Genomic DNA, 18376 nt, shown 5'->3' with positions numbered 1-18376 from the left:
CCTTATTTTTATTCGCTTACTTGCGGATGATTTCAAAAATTTCTGCGTTGCCCTCGATGGTTAGGCGGGTAGCTTTTTTCGCGACATCAAGTTGATGGAAGGATGAGCTAACGGTAGTTTCAGCCACAACACGTCCCTTCTTGTCATGTTGTTTCACCTTGACCGACTGATTTTCGGGCAGCTTCATCAGCAAAATATAACGCTGCGTATGCTTTGGAATGTCGAACGAAAGGGTGCCAGCAAGATGGAAAGAGGTCAAAGGTTGTTCATCAAAAGCACGGATGGCCTTCTCGCCTTGGTCTGTGTGTACGTCAAAATCCAGGTGTGACAACGTGATAGGATTGACCTTGAACGTGCGAATGGCCAACCAATGGGTCTTCTCTGAAGGTAGTTTGCGCAAGCGTACATAGCGTCCCTGCACACCCTGCCCCGTCCAATGAATATCGTACTGCTTCTGAAGGTCGGCGATGAGGGGGTGCCAGGTCTGTCCGTCAGCAGAGCATTCAAGGATGGCATGGTCGAAATAATCTACGTCATCTGTCGCATTGCGGCCTTGCTTGAGGTCAACTTCCCAAATCGGCATCACCTTTCCCAGGTCCAGTCCAACCCAATCACCCGTCTTTTGTGCGATGCCCGAATGATAGAATGAGAGGGAATCGGCATCCAACATGTGCTTGCTCTGCGTGGTATACACGCTGGGATAAGATCCGATGGGACGCTGTATGGCTGACTTTTTCCCCGCGAGTTGCTCATAGAAGGCCTCGCTCATGTCCTCCATGGCCTTTTCATAAAACGGCTGTAGCTTCATGGTTCCCGACCGATGAGCATCGTAAGTCTTCTTGTCTTCCGCGCTCATGAGGTTCTGCACATAGCTGTTCCAGAATGCTTCCGGGGCTTCATGCTTAAACATCTCCATGAGTTTCAACGCATTTTTACCGCGCGTTCCTAACTTGCCGAACTCGGTGAGCCATGGACGCAACTCGTTGAACAGCCCTCGGTTGGCCAATCCTTGTTCCAACTGTGCCGGCACCTTCTCTATCTTTTCGAACTCACGCATGAGGTCATCATATTGTTTTGGGGTGTAATGGTCGAAGCTGAAGGTTGTTGTTTCCCACGATTCGTCACGCCGATAACCCGTTTCTGTGTCGGCAGAATGGATGGCAAAGGTGCGATATGCGTCCTTTGCCTGCGGTGCCATCACCGCCAATCCGCGCTCCCAACTGTCCAATGCGTTATAGGCTGTAGGGTTCCAAGCGTAGTCAGCAACGCTGTACAAAGCAAGTTTAGAGGCTTCACCATGCTCCATGGGATTGCTCAGCAGACCGGTCATCTCGCCTGCGGTGACGGTGTTTTCCAATCCATAGACGGGTCCTTGCAACACGATGTGGCGCACATAGTCGGTCACGGGATAGTTCCACCAAAACAGAGCCGGTCGCTTGATGCGTGAATTGACCCACGCTAAGGTCGTTCGTGTGACGTCACTGCATACGACATCGCCTGTCCAGAACACCCTCACCGATGGGTCTAAGGTTCGACCATACACCGACAAGCTGCCTTCGGGCGTTGGGTTGGCCCAGGCTCGGCTATAGTCTGTGGGACAAATGATGAGTGGCGAAACGTCTCCTTTGACCTTGACAAACTCTTTTGTCAGGCGGTTCAACAGCTCTACTTGCCTGGCTGGATTGGTTCCATCACCAGAGATATCATCAAAGAAGATGGCGAACGAGCGGACTCCCAGTTGGTACATCAGGTCGAATTTGTGCTTCAGGTTGTTGTAATCTTCCTCATTCCACTTGATGTCTTTGCCTGGATGAATGGCCCAAACAAACTCTACCTTGTTTTTATCACAGGCCTCTACCAGCTCATGAATGTTCTTAGCTTCGTCCGCCGGATAAGGCTTTCGCCAGTTGGGTGAACTGTGATAGGGGTCGTCTTTGGGTCCGTAAACGTATGTGTTCAACTTGTATTTGCCATAAAAATCAATCAACGATAGGCGCACCTTGTGTGACCAGGGGGTGCCATAGAATCCTTCAATGATGCCACGGTATGGGAATACGGGATAATCATTGACCTCCAAATAAGGCAGGGTCTTGCCGTTTTGGGCGATGGGACTTTCCATAATCTGGCGCAAAGTCTGGATGCCATAGTACACACCGGCATCATCATAGCCCACAATATCAATGCCTTGCCGATTAATGCGCAACGAATAAGCGCCGCTGACGGGCTTCACACTGCAGCTTTTAACTGTATTTTCCAAGGCAATGTTCAAGGGAACGCCAGCGGATTGCAAGGGCAGAAAGGCCAAATCCTCTTTGATATCTCGTTTCTGCCGACCGAGTTTAGTAGATAATTTGACCCCAGTCGTGACGTCTAATGTTCCACTAATGGAAAGATTGAGATAGTTAGGTACGGGATTGATTATCAATCCTTTGTGATCAACTTGATGCCCTGTCAGCTTTGGTACGTCTGCACTTTCCTTGCGTTGTGATGACAAATCGAAACCAGACACTTGTGACATGCTCACATGGGAGGACAAAAGTCCTACGAATAAAATAGTTCCAAGTTTAAGATAATTCATAATTTAAAAAGATAAGGGACGGTAGGAATCCAATCCTACCATTGTTCTACCGGGATGTTCCACGACAATTTGACGCAAAGATAGATAAAATAAACTGAATAAATCGGAGTAAAGAGGGTTTTTAATTCGTAATCAAGTCATAATTAAAATTTATTGCGTACTTTTGCGATGTATTGTGTTCTTTGTTTATCAGACATTTACAATAATGCCTGCGCAATGACACAACGATTCAAAAGGATAACAGATTTGGGCAACGAAAAGGCCTTGTCAGGCTCGCAGAAACAAGAAATGCCCATGGAGAAGAAAGGTAATTGATTAATATGAAATTCAAATACGACGTTATAATAATAGGTGGTGGACACGCTGGTTGCGAGGCAGCGACGGCATCGGCCAACATGGGAGCAAGTACTTGTCTCATCACCATGGACATGAACAAGGTGGGACAGATGAGTTGCAACCCAGCCATTGGCGGCATAGCGAAAGGACAAATCGTTCGCGAGATTGACGCTTTGGGGGGACAGATGGGCCTCATTACCGACGCAACGGCCATCCAGTTTCGTATGCTCAACAAGGGTAAAGGACCTGCTGTGTGGAGTCCTCGCGCACAATGCGACCGAGGAAAATACATCTGGGAATGGAGAAAAGTGTTGGACAACACCCCACTTCTTGACATTTGGCAAGATGAAGCCCACGAATTAATCGTAGAAAACGGAGAAGCCGTTGGCGTAATTACGGTTTGGGGAGTTGAGTTTAGAGCGAAAAGCGTAGTTATCACAGCAGGAACTTTCTTGAATGGTCTGATGCATATCGGGCGACATCAACTGCCAGGCGGACGTTGTGCCGAGCCTGCGGTGTATCATTTGAGTGAAAGTATTTCGAGACACGGCATCCGTGTGGATCGCATGAAGACGGGTACTCCTGTCAGAATAGATGCGCGAACGGTGCATTTTGAGGACATGGAACGGCAGGATGGCGAGAACGATTTCCATCAATTCAGCTACATGAGTGAACATAGAAAGCTGAAACAACTACCTTGTTGGACATGTTATACCAATCAAGAATGTCACGAAGTATTGAGGCAAGGATTGTCAGATTCTCCCCTTTTCAACGGACAAATACAAAGTACAGGCCCTCGTTATTGCCCTTCGGTGGAGACAAAGCTTGTTACTTTTCCCGACAAAGACCAGCATCCACTGTTTTTAGAACCTGAAGGAGAAAGCACCAACGAAATGTATTTGAACGGCTTTTCATCGAGTATGCCGCTGCATATACAACTGGAAGCAATCCACAAGATACCCGCTTTTCGCGATGCAAAAATCTACCGAGCCGGCTATGCCATAGAGTATGATTACTTTGACCCTACCCAATTGAAACAAACGTTGGAATCGAAGGTTTTGAAAGGTTTGTTCTTAGCTGGGCAAGTGAACGGCACTACCGGATATGAAGAAGCGGCCGGACAAGGTTTGGTGGCTGGAGTGAACGCTGCACTGCATTGCACCAACAGCGAACCTTTCGTCATGCACCGTGATGAAAGCTACATCGGTGTGCTGATAGATGACTTGACAACCAAAGGAGTTGATGAGCCTTATCGCATGTTTACATCACGCGCTGAATACAGAATTCTATTAAGGCAAGACGATGCCGACGCACGATTGACGGAGAAAGCGTACCAATTAGGCCTGGCAAATCGCGAGCGTTACGATTGGTGGATGGAGAAGAAGGAAAGCATTAAGGCTCTTCTTGATTTCTGTAATCAAACACCGATTAAACCGAATGAAATCAACAATTTCCTTGAAAGCATAGGAACTTCCCCCCTTCACGGCACCTCCAAGATATCTGACCTCGTGGGGCGGCCACAAGTATCGTTGACACAACTTGCCGAACATATCACGACTTTGAAAGAAATGCTTAATAAACCTCGCAACCGAAAGGAAGAGATTGCAGAGGCAACAGAGATAAAAATCAAATATAAAGGTTATATTGAGCGTGAAAAACTCATGGCCGAAAAGATGCACCGCCTAAGGGATATCAAGATAAAAGGACGCTTTCAATATAGCGAATTACATGAATTATCTACGGAAGCTCGCCAAAAGTTAGAGCGAATCGACCCCGAAACGCTCGCACAAGCCAGCAGAATACCGGGTATTTCACCAAGCGATATCAATGTTCTTCTGGTTCTATTAGGGAGATAACTTATATCGAAAGGAATCATATGGCAGATATGTTTCACATGAAACAATAAGATATTTAATAACAACATAACGCATTAATAATGAACAACAAATTACTTTTGGACAATTTGCGCAGCATACAAGATTGGCCAATCAAAGGAGTGAACTTCAGAGATGTTACTACTCTATTCAAAAATCCTGAGTGTTTACGAACCATCAGCGATGAAATGTACGAATTATACAAAAACAAAGGCATCACAAAGATTGTGGGAATCGAGAGTCGTGGCTTTGTGATGTCATCCGCCATCGCTATCAAATTAGGTGCTGGAATCGTCTTATGTCGCAAGCCAGGCAAACTTCCTTGCGAAACAGTACAAGAAAGTTACGCCAAAGAATACGGCATCGACACCATCGAAATTCATAAAGATGCTATCAACGAGAATGACATTGTTCTATTACACGACGACCTGTTAGCAACTGGAGGGACAATGAAAGCGGCCTGTGATCTTGTGAAGAAGTTCCATCCAAAGAAGATTTATGCAAACTTTATCATTGAACTCAAGAGCGAGTTCCCACACTGCAGAGAGCAGTTTGACAAAGACATCGAGATTGAATCACTGTTGCAATTTTAACCAACAGTAACAAATGTAAGCGGTAGTGGAAAGTAAACTCCACTACCCTCTCACGATATTTGCGTCGGAGCGCTCCGTACTGAAGGACACGCAGATGTTTCACATGAAACAATTAGGCCATCATTTCTTGTGATACAGGGACTTATAGCGATGAACAAAGAGGAAAACTTAAAGAGAATTGACCATCTAAAAAGTATAGCGTTGAGCATGCCTGGGAAGCCTGGCAGCTACCAATTCTATGATCAAGACCACCAAATTATATATGTAGGTAAGGCCAAGAACTTGAAAAATCGTGTCTCTTCGTATTTCAGAAAGGAAGTAGATCGCTACAAAACCAAGGTCCTTGTCAGTAAAGTTTGGGACATCACTTACACCGTAGTCAATACAGAAGAGGATGCACTGCTACTCGAAAACAGTCTTATTAAGAAGTACAATCCACGCTACAACGTACTGTTGAAAGACGGAAAGACCTACCCAAGCATTTGTGTGACGAAAGAATATCTACCCAGAATCTTCAAAACCAGGCGCATTGACAAGCGATTTGGCACCTATTATGGTCCCTATAGCCAAATCGCAATCATGTATTCTCTTCTTGAACTCATCAAAAAACTCTACAAACCACGCACCTGCCGCTTCCCTATCACCCCAGAAGGTATCAGTCAAGGCAAGTATAAAGCTTGTTTGGAGTATCACATTCACAACTGTAAAGCGCCCTGCGTGGGAAAACAGACACATGAAAACTATCAGGAAAACATTGCTCAAGCCCGTGAAATATTAAAGGGAAACACCCGAGAAGTGAGCAAAATACTCTACCAACAAATGCTAAAAAAGGCAGAAGAACTGAAGTTTGAAGAGGCTGAAGAGCTTAAGCAAAAATACGAAATGCTCAACAATTTCGTGGCGAAGAGTGAGGTAGTAAGCAACACCATACAAGACTTAGACGTGTTTACCCTCACAGATGACAACCAGAAAAAGAACGCATTCATCAACTACATCCACGTCAAAAACGGCACTATCAACCAGAGTTTTACCTTTGAATACAAACGAAAACTTGATGAAACCGATGAAGAACTGCTCATTACTGCCATTCAAGAAATCAGAAGCAGGTTTAAAAGCAAGGCCAAAGAGATCATCGTACCCTTCGACATCAACTGGAGTTTGAGCAATGCTACCTTCTTCATCCCCCAACGTGGGGACAAAAAACACCTGCTGGACCTGTCTGAAATGAACGGGAAACAGTATAAATTTGATCGACTCAAACGATCGGAAAAGCTCAATCCGGAACAAAAACAGACCCGTTTGATGAAGGAATTGCAAACCAAACTCAAGCTCCCCAAGCTGCCCTATCATATCGAATGTTTCGACAACTCTAACATATCCGGCACCGATGCCGTAGCAGGCTGCATCGTATTCAAGGGCATGAAACCCTCAAAGAAAGACTACCGCAAATACAACATCAAGACCGTGAGCGGTCCAGACGATTACGCTTCCATGCAAGAGGTGGTGCGTCGCCGATACAGCAGGATGATGGAAGAGCAGACACCCCTACCCGACTTGATTATCACCGATGGCGGAAAAGGGCAGATGGAGGTAGTAAGAGAGGTGGTAGAAGACGAACTGCACCTGCACATACCCATCGCAGGACTGGCTAAAAACGACCGCCACAGAACCAACGAACTTTTATTCGGTTTTCCACCACAAGTCATTGGTTTAAAGGCAGATAGCGAACTTTTCCACCTCCTCACGCACATTCAAGATGAAGTGCATCGATATGCCATCAGCTTTCATCGCGACAAACGAAGCAAACACGCACTACACAGCGAATTAGACGACATCAAAGGCATCGGTCCCAAAACCAAAGAGCTACTCCTGAAAGCCCTGAAAAGCGTGAAAAGAATCAAAGACGCAGATCTTGAAACGCTCACCGAAATCATCAAAGAAACAAAGGCAAAAATCATTTTCAATCATTTTCACCCCAACAATCCATAAAAAAATGCTTATCTTTGCGGCCAATAGGCTGCGCAACGGCAATTTGAACTCAATCTCATAGCCGCTGACAGTAGTACACACTACCTGCATCCTTTAGAAACAACTTATCAAAAAGACGTCAACTAACTGATGAAAACCTGGATACAGACCCTACTGCTTTTTCTGGTCCTACTGCTTGGTAACCAGAACACTTGCATAGCACATGCCAACGATACGAGGCCTGGCATGGCTGAAGAAGGCTGCACGTCCGGGTATTCCGATGATGAAAAGAACAAAGACCGCATCTACGAAGACACGATAGAACCGGCCCAAAGACAAACAGCCCTCATCACCGACACCAGTCAAACCGTACGCCTATGCAACACCCGCCCACAGCGCATCCTGCCCTCGTTTACAGCTAAGCCAACACATCTGCTTAGCCAAAACACATTTCACAATAAGTTTTATTCGCTTCATTTTCAAGGAATCGACCGCTACCTCACAACGGTCACAACCCCTATTCCATCCTCTGCCGCATGCGATTATTACGTCATCGCATTGAGGCAAATCATTCGTTGACCAATCTTCTTTCTATTCAGTACGCACATCGTAACCAATCAAATCCTGTGCGTACAATGAGATTTCACTAAAATATCGTAAAAGCTGCTTCAAACATGTCGATAGCAAGGTAGCCAACCACTCGCCCACAGAGAGGTCATAAACATGGCTACCTTACCTTCAATCGGTTCAAAAATTCCGAAAAGAAGTGCCAACGACCTGTATATCAGGATTATATAGGTTTTTGAGCAGCTCGAAAACAACTCAACAAGACAATCAATAAAAAGAAGAAAATTATGGCAAGTATAAATAATTTAGAGATGGCAGAAACCATTGCCAACAATTCAAATATCAAGATTTCAAAAGGGTTCTTAGGCATTGGCAGCAAAGCCACATACACACCCACGAACAGCAAGCTGAACGCGGTCATCAACTACTACAGTGCGGAAGATGCTCAGGCATACGTGAAACTCATCAATGCAGCGGAAACAGAAATAGCAAGCCTGGCAAAAAAGGTGACACCACCGGCGAAACTGAGCATCAGCAACTACCGCCTCGAGGCATGCGTAACCGACGACAAACAGTTTGTTGCCATCCAAGTGCTGAGTTATGCCGACTTCCGCAACACGCCCATTTGTGATGTAAAATACTTTGAGGGCGAAGCAGCACAAGCCATTGCCGCAATGCTATAAGACCAAAAAGAGCCATTTCATCGGGCTTTTGGCAACCCATCTCCCATCTGTCAAGCGATGACAAATGGGAGATTTTTCATGAACAGAACTACCACATACAACGTGATGCACAACATCAGCAAAACAAGGAGAATAACATGACTTTTCAATTGCATGGAGATTGGCCGTCAAAGTCAATGAGTTTAAGCACCAAAGTCATTGAGATTGGCCGCTAAAGTCAATGCAATTAAAATGCCTCCATAACTACCTATAGATCAAAGGAAAAGCGCGTGAAGATAAAAGATGTGCTCAATTATCGAATGATTATTTGGTTTGCACCATAAAAATAAATATCTTTGTAATATGAGAATTGTCATACAAAGAGTTTCAGATGCATCGGTAAGCATCAAAGACACGATGAAATCGTCCATTCAGCAAGGTTTTCTAATCCTTTTAGGGATAGGTGAAGATGATACCGAAGACGATATTGAATGGCTTGTAAAGAAGGTTGTCAACCTTCGTGTGTTTGATGATGAACAGGGGATTATGAACAAATCTATCCTCGACATCAATGGCGAAATATTAGTAGTGAGCCAGTTTACCCTCATGGCATCATATAAAAAAGGCAATCGCCCCTCGTACATACATGCTGCAGGGCACGAGATTTCTATCCCACTCTACGAGTTGTTTTGCAAACGTTTGAGTGCCCAATTGGGGAAAGAAGTTGGCACTGGCGAGTTTGGTGCCGATATGCAGGTGAAATTAGTGAACGATGGTCCGGTAACCATCTGCATGGATACCAAAAATAAAGAGTAACGCAAACACCCCCAAGAACAAGGTTCAAAATATGGAAATCAAAGAAGCACAGCAACAAGTAGACCGCTGGATTAAGGAATATGGCGTGCGCTATTTCTCCGAACTCACCAACATGGCGTGCCTCACCGAAGAGGTTGGCGAGTTGGCACGCGTCATCTCACGCACCTATGGCGACCAAAGTTTCAAGCCAGGAGAGACACCTAATCTTGCCGATGAAATGGCGGATGTGCTGTGGGTACTCATCTGTCTGGCCAACCAAACAGGGGTTGACCTGACCGAAGCTTTTGAAGAAAACATGAAGAAGAAAACAAACAGAGATAAAACAAGACATATTAACAACCCAAAACTTCAATAAATAATGGCTATCAAACAAAACATAGAAGCATCGAAAGAGCAATTGAACGCTAAGAATGCGCCCAAGCAAACAGTCAATAAGTACGAACAGGCTTTGAAAAAGTTCAACACCAATCTCAACGACGATGACGTTCGTGAGGCGGTTAAGAAGATTATCGAAGAGAAAGTACATACCAATGACACCCTTGAGGTGAAGAAATTCCTGTTTGGAAGCATCGAACTGACCTCATTGAAATGCACCGATTCGGACGAAAGCATCATGGCATTTACCGAAAAAGTAAACCAGTTTGACACGCAATACGCTGACCTTCCCCACGTTGCCACCATCTGCGTGTATCCTTGTTTTGCTCAAGCGGTACGCGACACCTTGGAGGTCGAAGGCGTTGAAATAGCCTGCGTGTCGGGCAGTTTCCCCTCTTCACAAGCCCTCATCGAGGTAAAGGTAGCCGAAACAGCATTGGCAGTGAAAGATGGAGCTACGGAGATTGACATCGTAATGCCTGTAGGCAAATTCCTAAGCGGCAATTACGAAGAGATGTGCGAGGATATACAAGAGTTGAAAGAAACTTGCGGAGACGCAGCCATGAAGGTGATTTTAGAGACAGGATGCTTAAAAACAGCCTCAAACATCAAAAAAGCCTCTATCCTTTCCATGTATGCCGGAGCCGATTACATCAAGACTTCTACGGGCAAAGAGAAGGTGGCAGCCACGCCAGAAGCTGCGTATGTGATGTGCCAAGCCATCAAGGAATACTACGATGAAACGGGCATTCAGATAGGTTTTAAGCCTGCTGGCGGCATCAACTCGGTGATGGACGCCCTCATCTACTACACCATTGTGAAAGAAGTGTTAGGCGAAAAATGGCTTACCAACAAGTGGTTCCGCTTAGGTACCAGTCGCTTGGCGAACATGTTGCTCAGCGAAATTGAAGGAAAGGAAGTAAAATTCTTCTAATGATACAATAGAAGCAACTGAAAAAAATACCTTGTACAAAAGCGGATATACACCTCAGAAATGTATATCCGCTTGAGCTTTTTAGCATCATCAAAGTGCCTTGATCCAATCAACGATGTCTTGCATCACCTCTGGCGCAAAGGTTTCTTCTATCAATCGATACTCCGTTGTCTGCCCCGTAGTACAGTGTTGGAACAGATGGTTCAGTCCTTTGTATTCTTTAATCAGGTTCTTTTTGTTGGGTTTCAAGCCTTTTCGCAAGGCAGAAAGATTGTCGTGCGCATCTACCTGCACATCTTTACTACCATTCACCGCCATGACAGGACACTTGATTTTTGGAAGATAGCAAGCCATGTCGGTAGCGATGAAATCGAGAACCCATGGAGTTTGCATGGTGATAACGGGTAACAAACTTTGCCGGCTCAATGCGGGGAGCGACACATTAGTTTGTTTCAACAAGGAGTCTAACACGGCTTCGGGGTGAGAAATGTCTTTCTTGGCATTTCTATAAGCATAAATAGCCCCCAACACCTTACAGTAATCGCGGGCGAAAGAAGCACCACCTCTCGCCTCCATCGCTTGATATACTTGCTTCAACATCAAGCTATCACCACGTCCAGCAACCCCTGCAAGACTCACAATGAAATCGGGTAAGCCCGCTGCTGCCAACATCATGGCAATACTACCACCCTCACTATGTCCCATGACACCTATCTTTCCAAACTTTTTCAGGCTTTTCAGGTAGTTGAACCCACAGCGGGCATCCTCCGCATTGTCTTTCATCGTCGATTGAGAAGCATCACCTGTTGACTTTGCAAACCCTCTGTCATCGTACCGAAGCGAAGCAATGCCATGGCGAGCCAAGTAATCTGCCAAGACTAAGAAAGGCTGATGGTCGAATATTTCCTCGTTTCTATTTTCCTGACCGCTACCTGTTACCATCAGTACCACAGGTACTTTCTGCTTGTTCATCTGCTCATACCCTACAGGATAAGTCAATGTTCCCGAGAAAACGGCATTCGCCTTGGCGTTTTGAAAGGTCACTTCCTCTGTTAGATAAGGATAAGGCGCATGCGGAGTTTGCGGTCTTTTTAGTTCCTCCACACCACGATTGAGCATCAAGGGGAAAGACCTCCCAAACTGTGTAAACGTTCCTTGAATGTGGTCTCCTTGCTGTTTGCCGAGATACCGAGCCCCAATAGAGGAGATAGCAATATCCACAGAGTCGGCTGTAAGACTGTTCACTGTGGCAGGAACACCTTTTACACTTTGGTCAGGACTATCCATCGTACCGATGAAACCGCTGTTTTTGTCCTTTTCAATGTGAAAGACAAGCGTTAATTGTACACCTTGAACCGACAGTTTGCCCGTCCAACTACCTTCCAATTTCTGTGCATGCGATACGCAAACGGAAGCACACAACAGAAGCATAAAAGTGAGAAATCTTGTTTTCATGACTAAAAAAATATGATTATTACAGGTAATCTACCACGCTCAAAACAAAAACAAGGCAGCAAAAGGTGTTCGTACTCCTTATTTAGTACGCTTCACCACATAGTCGATATAGGCCTGCAAAGCCTTCTTAATATCGGCATCCGCCACATGCATGTCTATAAAAGCCAATGCTTGTTGATGCAATTCGCCCATGCGTTGTTCGGCATATTCAATGCCACCCTGCTGCTTGGTGAAAGTTACCAATTGTGCGATTTCATCGGGCGTCACCGTGTTTTCCTTCACCTTATGTGCCAATTGAAGCATGGTGGCATCGTGCGTAGAATTCAAGGCATAAATAACAGGGAGGGTAAGTTTCCCCTCTACCATATCATTGCCAGTGGGTTTGCCAATCTCTTTCGATTCAAAATAATCGAAAATATCATCCCTAATCTGGAAAATAATACCCAACGTCTGTCCAAATTCACGAGCTGCCTCCACCTCTTCGGGTGTTGCTTTGCCTGCTTGTGCGCCAATCACGGCACACGATTCGAACAAAGCAGCCGTCTTTTGCTTAATGACTTGGTAATATACTTCTTCCGAAATGTCCTGATTCTGGATATTGCTCAGCTGCAAAATCTCACCATTCGACAAGGTTCTACCAAGGTTGGCAAGGTTTTGAATAATGGCTTCCGAATGGGTGAAAGAAACCTGCAACAAAGCCGTTGACAGGATATAATCGCCCACCAGCACCGCCACTTTGTTGTCATAGGTAGCATTCACCGATGCCTGTCCACGACGTTCGCCACTCTCGTCCACCACATCATCGTGGACAAGGCTGGCGGTATGCAGCAGTTCCAAGCCCACCGCAGCATGTTGGGCGGTCGAGGTAACCCCACTAAAGTTCTTCGCTATTAACAAAATAAGCATGGGCCGCATGCGCTTTCCCTTTCGTTGACGAATGTGAGAAAGTGCTTGCGAGAGCAGTCCATCACCGTGTGACAATGATTCATTATACAGGTAATCAAAGTCATTCAATTCATCGACAATAGGTTGTTGTATCAAGGATAAATAGTCCATGCTTGCTATTTTTGTCACAAAAATACAGAATAAATCCCTATTTGTTCCATTTTTTTCGTAATTTTACAGGAATAATACACTAAAATATGGACAAACTGTTTCTCTTGGACGCCTATGCACTCATTTATAGGTCGTATTACGCATTCATCAACAACCCGCGTATCAACTCCAAAGGCCTCAATACATCGGCTATCATGGGCTTTTGCAACACCCTCAACGAGGTGTTGACAAAAGAGAATCCCACATATATTGGCGTGGCATTCGACCATGGACTTACCTTTAGGAACGAGGCTTTCCCCGCTTACAAGGCTCAACGGGAAGCCACACCCGAAGACATTAAGAAAGCGGTACCTATCATCAAACAAATATTGGAGGCCTACCACATTCCAAGTTTGCAAGTAGACGGCTTCGAAGCCGACGATGTTATCGGCACATTAGCGATGAAATCGGGCAAAAAAGGCATTGATACTTATATGCTTACCCCTGACAAAGACTATGGACAATTGGTGAGAAAGAACGTCTTCATGTACCGTCCACGGCACGGAGGGGGTTACGAAACGCTGGGTGTAAAAGAGATATGCGACAAATACAACATCACTACCCCACTACAAGTCATCGACCTTTTGGCACTGATGGGTGACTCGGCAGACAACTTTCCGGGGTGTCCAGGCGTGGGAGAAAAGACCGCTTCAAAACTTATCAATCAGTTTGGCTCTGTGGAGGAGCTGTTGAAACGAACCGCAGAGATTAAAGGTAAGTTGCGCGAGAAAGTGGAGAATGCCATCGAGGATATTAAGATGTCCCAATTCTTGGCAACCATTCGCACCGATGTCCCCATCGAGTTAAATCTGGATGAATTGAAGTTGAAACAACCTGATGAAAATAAATTGGCCGAAATCTTCACCGAATTGGAATTCAAAACGTTCGCCAACAGAATCCTTAATAAATCACAAAATAACCCAAAAACAGCAAACAAACAGCTCAATCTCTTTGCAGAATCCTCGGCAATTGGGCAGATTGAGCCAAAAAACGCGAGTTTTGAGAGCCTTAAAACGGGTCATTACGAATACAAACTCATTGATAGTCAAGAAGAAGCGCATCGGATTTGTGACTTTTTCTTAACAAATAAAATTCTCAGTCTAGACACAGAGACCACTTCAACCAACCCCATGGAGGCAGAATTGGTTGGTTTGAGCTTTGCTGTTGAGCCGAAAAAGGCATTTTATGTGCCTGTTCCGGCTAACCGTGAAGATGCCGTAAATCTTGTTAAAATATTCAAACCTCTCTATGAAAACGAGGAGATTGTGAAAGTAGGACAAAATATCAAGTACGACATGGAGGTGCTTCGCAATTACGGTATCGAACTAAAAGGACCGATGTTCGACACCATGATCGCCCATTATGTGCTGCAACCTGAACTTCGTCACAACATGGATTACATGGCGGAGGTGTACCTCAACTATCAAACCATTCATATTGAAGAACTGATTGGCGAGCGAGGAAAGAACCAAAAGAACATGCGCGACCTCGCTCCTACCGATGTTTACCTGTACGCTTGCGAAGATGCAGACATCACATTACAACTTAAAAACGCGCTCGAACCTAAACTCAAGGAAGCCGGAGTCGCTAATCTGTTCTACCAAATGGAAATGCCTTTGGTGAACGTACTGGCCGAAATGGAAATGAACGGCGTGCGCATAGACACCGAAGCGTTGAAGGAAACGTCAGAAAACTTCACCAAACGAATGCTGGATTTGGAGCATCAGATTCACGAACTGGCTGGCGAGTCATTTAATGTGTCATCTCCTAAACAGGTGGGCGACATTCTTTTCGGCAAATTACAAATAGCCGAAAAGCCCAAAAAGACAAAGACCGGGCAGTTTGTTACCAGTGAAGAGGAACTACAAAAATATGCGGCTGGCAACGAAATAGTAACCCTCATCTTAGATTACCGTGGACTGAAGAAACTCTTGGGAACGTATGTCGATGCCCTACCCAAGCTCATCAATCCCCGAACAGGACACATCCACACCTCGTTCAACCAAACCGTAACGGCCACAGGTCGGCTCTCCTCGAGCGATCCCAACCTGCAAAACATCCCCGTACGGGGCGAGGATGGGAAGGAAATACGCAAGTGTTTCATCCCCGAAGACGGTTGTTTGTTCTTCTCTGCTGATTATAGTCAGATAGAATTGCGTGTCATGGCGCATCTCAGTGGTGACAAACACATGATCGAGGCTTTTGAACATGGCTATGACATCCATGCTGCTACCGCTGCCAAAATATACGGAAAGGACATGAAAGACGTGACGCGTGATGAACGAACCAAAGCCAAACGCGCCAACTTCGGCATCATCTATGGCATCACGGTGTTTGGCTTGGCAGAACGATTGGGCATCGATCGGAACGAAGCCAAACAGCTTATCGACGGCTATTTCACCACCTTTCCGCAGGTATACGACTACATGGAACAGGCTAAAACAACGGCTCGCGAGCAAGGATATGTGGAAACATTCTTCCATCGCCGCCGCTATCTCCCCGATATCAACAGCCGCAACGCTACCGTTCGTGGTTTTGCAGAGCGCAATGCTATCAATGCCCCCATCCAAGGGTCGGCTGCCGACATCATCAAGGTGGCGATGATACGCATTTACGAACGGTTCAAACGAGAGAACATCCAATCAAAAATGATTCTTCAGGTACACGACGAACTTAATTTCAGCGTGCTGCCCGAGGAGAAAGAGCAGGTTGAACGCATCGTGATGGAAGAGATGCAAAACGCTTATCCGCTGCGGGTTCCACTGATAGCCGATGGCGGTTGGGGTAAAAACTGGCTGGAAGCGCACTAACAACCTATGCCGTTTGCGGGACAAAGCACCGCGAACACACAAACCCAAACGACTACTTACATGAAAATAATAGATATCCTAAGATACGCGACCGACCCCATCAGCTACATGGATGAAGTGGCCAACGGCAACGAAACGCTGTTGGTACAACGCCCAGGTGACAAGAGTGTGGTGATACTTCCCATGGAAGAGTACAACCGCCTGAAAGCCATTGAATGGCGACAACAATCAAACGAGCCCCCTACCCCATGCGATAACAACAAATAAACGAATGATGCCTTGAAGACGTTGGCCACGCCTGAGAACCTCACTCGCCGCAATATCAAAACCAACTGAATACCAATTGGTTACAAAATATCAAGAAAACACTTTTCAAAAGCATTGAGTTTGAACTCCAAAAGCATTGAGTTTGGCCTTCAAAAGCATTGAGTTTGGACACCAAAAGCATAGAGATTGAAGGGCAGTAGCATGGAGACGGAAAAAATATCATCCATACGTTGGGTAACGCATGGATGAGGATAGGAAGCAGCTTGGCAGGCTCATCTCGCACCCGAGCGGTTACATGTACCGCAAAGGGCGCAGCATAACCTGCCAAGCTGTGTTGCATCAAGCAGTTTACAGAACTGCATTAGAACCAAAACCCACTGCCGTCGTGATCGGGAGTGTCGTTCATCAGCCAATAAAACTCTGCCAGAGCCACCTTAAAATCTTTCAGGTCGAAGGCTTTCATCATTGTCGTTACGATGCCTTGGTCGCGATTAGAAAGGTCGCTCAGCTTCATTGTTTCAAAGTGTTGAATGCTGCCATCATCAATCATGTCCAGGCTTTTTTCGTCCACGTCCATATATACTCTCACCGGAATGTCTATGCTTGGCATCCATGTCTCTTCGGCTTGCTGTTGCTTGGTTGGCTGATAAAAGACAGAAGGCTTTCCCCCCACCAACTTTGACTGCCGCGCACGCATCAACCTAACGCTCAACGTAAACTGCTTATGCGCACGCTTAAAGGCAAAATAACCTTTGAGTCCAATGGGATGATTGTCATCATTAAAAACAGCATGGTCATCATGATTGGTCTTATTCCATGGATCAGTGTCGCAATAGGTGTAATTGAAAAAGTCGGAGTTGTTGCCATCCGTAGCCTCCTCTACCCCACCATACGAAGGTTTGATATTGCTTGCGGTAAAGAAATGTTGATGGTGTTGGCCTTCACCCTTGTCCACAATCTGCCCCGTTATATCCTCATGCTTATCGTTGAAATAGCGCAATGCGAAGGCATAGATGGCATATTCTTTGGCACTTCCCAAGACGTTCACCCATGCAGGATTTGTTTTATCAGCCACCCACCGATTGTTTTCTAAGGTGTATTTCAACCGATACGACTTCCCCAAATATTCATTATTCTTTGAATATCCGTTTTGATGAAACGCTTTTTTGCCATGCAAATGTCCCTCGTACACCTCTATTTCCACCGTTTTGGGTTGAAACATCGACGCATCGAGAGGTTTCACGTCCCCTTGAGCCACCTGTCCGTCTACATCAAAGGGCAGCGACACCGTAATGTCCCACTGACCGGTAGAGGTGAGAACCGCTGCAGGAAGATAGAAAGGTGACAACCGATTGTCCTTATCATATTTGCTTTGAGCCGCATGCAGCAAGTCTACTGACAGGTTGAACGCTTCACTCGGATGCACAATCTGCAACAACCCGTCAAATCCAACGGGGTTGGTAGCCCCCATGTCTACCCCATTGTATTGGTCCACATAGCAATAATCGTAGGGCAATTGGCTCTTATCTGTCACGCGAGCCTTGCCTGTCTTGCCCAACACCGTAGTGGTTTTGTACAGCGAAAAGAAGTGCTGGTGTATCTTATCTTGTCCCAAATCAAAGAACTGGTGATTGATTTTCTGCCCCTTACTATTATAATATTCAATGGACAGGTGGTACACTACCGCTGGATTCTCCTTGACGCTCTTCACTTGAAAGTGTTTGAGCGCACTGCTAACGTGCCACCCTTCTTTGGGTGTTATTTCCCAAACGATTTGTTGTGCCGGCGTTGTTGATGGGGTAAAATCTGCCAACACCAACTGCTGGTTAAACGATTTGTTACCCTTGATGGACCCCTCTTGTAGGGTAAAAACGGCCTTCACCGGGTCTTCGTGCAACTTGTTTTTTGTTTCATCGACAGCCTCTTCGGGCTTACACGATACTACTACAAATATCAACAACATACAGAGGTATGCGAAAACGGTTGAAAATATGGTCTTTGTTCTCATTGTTTTTTTTTATTTTGATTATGTTTGTTTTTTATAAA

Annotated in this window: 14 protein-coding genes; 10 read left to right on the top strand and 4 right to left on the bottom strand. The window is 45.5% G+C overall.

The genetic code is table 11. The features are described from left to right. Positions 1-16: 16 nt before the first annotated feature. Positions 17-2578 carry a beta-N-acetylglucosaminidase domain-containing protein gene (locus NQ518_RS10565; RefSeq protein WP_227206439.1) on the bottom strand — a complete coding sequence of 854 codons (2562 nt, stop codon included), beginning with the start codon at positions 2576-2578 and terminating at the stop codon, positions 17-19. Positions 2579-2898: 320 nt separating this feature from the next. Here NQ518_RS10565 and mnmG point away from each other — a divergent pair, with 320 nt between their 5' ends. The 8 genes from mnmG (at position 2899) to deoC (ending at position 10703) form a co-directional block, all read left to right on the top strand. After that, a complete protein-coding gene (gene mnmG, locus NQ518_RS10560; protein ID WP_227206441.1) occupies positions 2899-4770 on the top strand; it encodes a tRNA uridine-5-carboxymethylaminomethyl(34) synthesis enzyme MnmG in 1872 nt (623 codons plus the stop codon). Positions 4771-4850: 80 nt separating this feature from the next. Next, positions 4851-5381 carry an adenine phosphoribosyltransferase gene (locus NQ518_RS10555; RefSeq protein WP_004350676.1) on the top strand — a complete coding sequence of 177 codons (531 nt, stop codon included), beginning with the start codon at positions 4851-4853 and terminating at the stop codon, positions 5379-5381. A gap of 150 nt (positions 5382-5531) precedes the next feature. Then, positions 5532-7370 (top strand): excinuclease ABC subunit UvrC, encoded by a 1839-nt coding sequence (gene uvrC / locus NQ518_RS10550; protein WP_227206443.1) that lies wholly within the window; start codon positions 5532-5534, stop codon positions 7368-7370. Positions 7371-7499: 129 nt separating this feature from the next. Further along, positions 7500-7928 carry a hypothetical protein gene (locus NQ518_RS10545; RefSeq protein ID WP_227206445.1) on the top strand — a complete coding sequence of 143 codons (429 nt, stop codon included), beginning with the start codon at positions 7500-7502 and terminating at the stop codon, positions 7926-7928. A gap of 275 nt (positions 7929-8203) precedes the next feature. Continuing rightward, entirely contained in the window at positions 8204-8599 is a 396-nt protein-coding gene (locus tag NQ518_RS10540; RefSeq protein WP_227206447.1) for a hypothetical protein, read from the top strand. Between the two features lie 342 nt (positions 8600-8941). Beyond that, on the top strand, positions 8942-9394 hold the full coding sequence (dtd, locus tag NQ518_RS10535) for a D-aminoacyl-tRNA deacylase (RefSeq protein ID WP_227206449.1): 453 nt from the start codon (positions 8942-8944) through the stop codon (positions 9392-9394). 31 nt (positions 9395-9425) lie between these two features. Then, positions 9426-9749, top strand: coding sequence for a nucleotide pyrophosphohydrolase (locus NQ518_RS10530; protein WP_227206451.1), 324 nt, complete (start codon positions 9426-9428; stop codon positions 9747-9749). A 3-nt stretch (positions 9750-9752) separates the two neighbouring features. After that, the gene (deoC, locus tag NQ518_RS10525) at positions 9753-10703 is read left to right on the top strand and encodes a deoxyribose-phosphate aldolase (RefSeq protein ID WP_227206453.1); all 951 of its coding nucleotides are present in this window, start codon (positions 9753-9755) and stop codon (positions 10701-10703) included. A gap of 90 nt (positions 10704-10793) precedes the next feature. On the opposite strand, the gene NQ518_RS10520 is transcribed toward deoC, so the two are convergent. Beyond that, positions 10794-12158: an alpha/beta hydrolase gene (locus NQ518_RS10520; protein ID WP_227206455.1), complete on the bottom strand. Its 1365-nt coding sequence runs from the start codon at positions 12156-12158 to the stop codon at positions 10794-10796. Between the two features lie 78 nt (positions 12159-12236). Further along, positions 12237-13214 carry a polyprenyl synthetase family protein gene (locus NQ518_RS10515; protein ID WP_227206457.1) on the bottom strand — a complete coding sequence of 326 codons (978 nt, stop codon included), beginning with the start codon at positions 13212-13214 and terminating at the stop codon, positions 12237-12239. A gap of 86 nt (positions 13215-13300) precedes the next feature. On the opposite strand from NQ518_RS10515, the gene polA reads away from it, so the two are divergent. After that, entirely contained in the window at positions 13301-16063 is a 2763-nt protein-coding gene (gene polA, locus NQ518_RS10510) for a DNA polymerase I (protein WP_227206459.1), read from the top strand. Between the two features lie 60 nt (positions 16064-16123). Then, positions 16124-16330: a type II toxin-antitoxin system Phd/YefM family antitoxin gene (locus NQ518_RS10505; RefSeq protein WP_227206461.1), complete on the top strand. Its 207-nt coding sequence runs from the start codon at positions 16124-16126 to the stop codon at positions 16328-16330. Positions 16331-16691: 361 nt separating this feature from the next. Here the strand turns inward: NQ518_RS10505 and NQ518_RS10500 are convergent, their stop codons facing one another. Further along, on the bottom strand, positions 16692-18338 hold the full coding sequence (locus tag NQ518_RS10500) for a hypothetical protein (RefSeq protein WP_227961972.1): 1647 nt from the start codon (positions 18336-18338) through the stop codon (positions 16692-16694). Positions 18339-18376 lie beyond the last annotated feature (38 nt).

Source organism: Hoylesella buccalis ATCC 35310 (assembly GCF_025151385.1).
GTDB classification, from domain to species: domain Bacteria; phylum Bacteroidota; class Bacteroidia; order Bacteroidales; family Bacteroidaceae; genus Prevotella; species Prevotella buccalis.
Note: the sequence above shows the minus strand (reverse complement) of the source record. Positions and strands in the feature narration are given on the sequence as shown.